This is a genomic window from Lacinutrix himadriensis, assembly GCF_001418105.1.
GTDB lineage: Bacteria > Bacteroidota > Bacteroidia > Flavobacteriales > Flavobacteriaceae > Oceanihabitans > Oceanihabitans himadriense.
This window is the reverse complement of the sequence record NZ_LIQI01000001.1, coordinates 1-2,083: the sequence shown is the minus strand read 5'-3', so window position 1 is coordinate 2,083 and position 2,083 is coordinate 1. Positions and strand designations below refer to the sequence as shown.

Here is a 2,083-nt window from a genome sequence, read left to right as displayed (position 1 = left end):
ATTTTGATGGTACTGCTTGGGTAGATCCTTCTAGTGATAATCAAAATTTAGCTTCTGCATCTTTAGCAGATACTACATTAACGGTTGCTATTGAAAACGGAACTTCAGTAGCTGTAGATTTAGCACCAATTTTAACACCTTTACAAACTGCGATTACAGATTTAGAAAATGTTAATACAACACAACAAGCGCAAATTGATGCTTTAATGTCTCGTTTAGATGTTATTGAAGCTTGTGCTTGTGGTGGGACTTTAAGTATTGAAGATCCTTCTGGTGTTCCTTTAGATGAAAGCAATATTAGATTAAATCAAAATATTCCTAATCCATTTACAGCGAATACAACTATAGAGTATTTTATTCCAATGAAATACAATACTGCTAATATTCAAGTTGTTTCTGCTTTAGGTCAAGTAGTTTATGATATCCCTATTAACCAATTTGGAGAGGGGTCTGTTACATTATCTAAAAATAATATGCAATCCGCTGTTTATTTTTATACCCTTTATGTGGACGGGCAAAAAACAGCATCTAAGCGTTTAGTGGTAGATTAATATGTAGTTTGTAATTATAAAATAGGTTAAAAAAAAACAGCGCTCGTCTTAAAAAAAGATTCGCGCTGTTTTTCAACTAACTAACCAACTTAATATGAAAACGCACTAATTATGAAGTTATTTTGCATTAACAATACTTTGTGGTTTTTATACTTTTTGGGTAAGTAAACGGTGTTGGTTTCTAAACACTAAGTCGCCATCAAAAGCATCTAAAAGGAGGATGCTATCTGTAGTAACTTTTCCTACTAATATTTCCTTACTTAAAGCATTTACGAAAATTTAAAAACCAAAGAAGGAAAAAGAATTGATCCATAAAATAATTCCTATGTGGAAACAGGAGGTTGTCAAAACCTTGTTTCAGCAACAGCTAGAAAAATCACAAAAGGCGTTGAGGCTATAAATTAAATAATACGCTATAGAAGAAATATCTATAGATTTATGTTTTGGATGCTGTGATTGTGAAGCTTTAAACCACGGATAAATACTTGTTTTTTTGTAATTAAGAGATAGCGCAAATGTTATTTTATTAAATAGATATATCTTACTAGTGCTAAAAATCAATTTAAATTGATATACCTTGCTAGTGCCAAAAATCAATTTAATTTAAATTATGAAAAAACTAAAAAATTATTTAATTCCGCTATGCTTTCTGCTTAGCGCAACAACTTCTTTTGCACAACAAGATGCCGACACAGAAAGCGGTCAAAGAGATGATGTTATTCTCGATGACTTAATTGTAGAAGGTAGTGCTTGTGTTGGAAATGACTGTGTAGATAATGAAAACTTTGAATTTGATACGTTCAGGTTGAAAGAAGACATCCTAAGAATTCATTTTGATGACACTTCGGCTAGTAGCGGTCTCCCAGGTAATGATTGGAGAATTACCATTAATGATTCCGATAATGGAGGTCTAAATTATTTTGGAATAGATGATGCTACTGCAGGAACAAGTCCTTTTAGAATTCTGGCAGGAGCAGGAAACAATGCGTTTTACTTAAACGCCTCTGGAGATTTAGGGCTAGGTACAGCAACACCTGCTGTTAAGTTGCATATTGCTAATGGAGATACGCCAGCACTGCGTTTAGATCAAGACGAAACTTCTATCTGGGGAAGACAGGTCTGGGATGTAGCAGGTAATGAAGCAAATTTTTTTGTAAGAGATGTTACCAATGCAAGTGCGTTACCTTTTAGAATACAACCAGGTGCGGCTACAAATTCTTTATATATTGCTTCTACAGGTAATGTAGGTTTGGGAATCATTTCTCCTTCAGAGAAATTAGAAGTAAGCGGTAATGCAGCAATTACAGGTAACGCTTATATTGGGGCTCAAGCAGGAATTGCTACAACAACTCCAGATGCTAATGCGTCTTTAGATTTAGCGGCAACCGACAAGGGTTTATTATTAAACCGTTTAACAACGGCAAGTAGAACTGCTTTAGGAGCAACTGCTGTTGCCGGAATGTTGGTGTATGATACCGATGAAAATAAGACCTACTATTTTGATGGAACTGCTTGGGTAGATCCTTCTAGTG

1 protein-coding gene and 1 pseudogene are annotated in these 2,083 nt (G+C 34.6%); both read left to right on the top strand.

The window, feature by feature from the left end; genetic code table 11:
* Window positions 1-551 (top strand): T9SS type A sorting domain-containing protein (locus tag AMD28_RS00010; RefSeq protein WP_152975496.1); only part of this gene is annotated, 551 nt, incomplete at its 5' end.
* Window positions 552-1,161: 610 nt separating this feature from the next.
* Window positions 1,162-2,083, top strand: a pseudogene (locus tag AMD28_RS00005) (hypothetical protein); the annotation flags it as partial.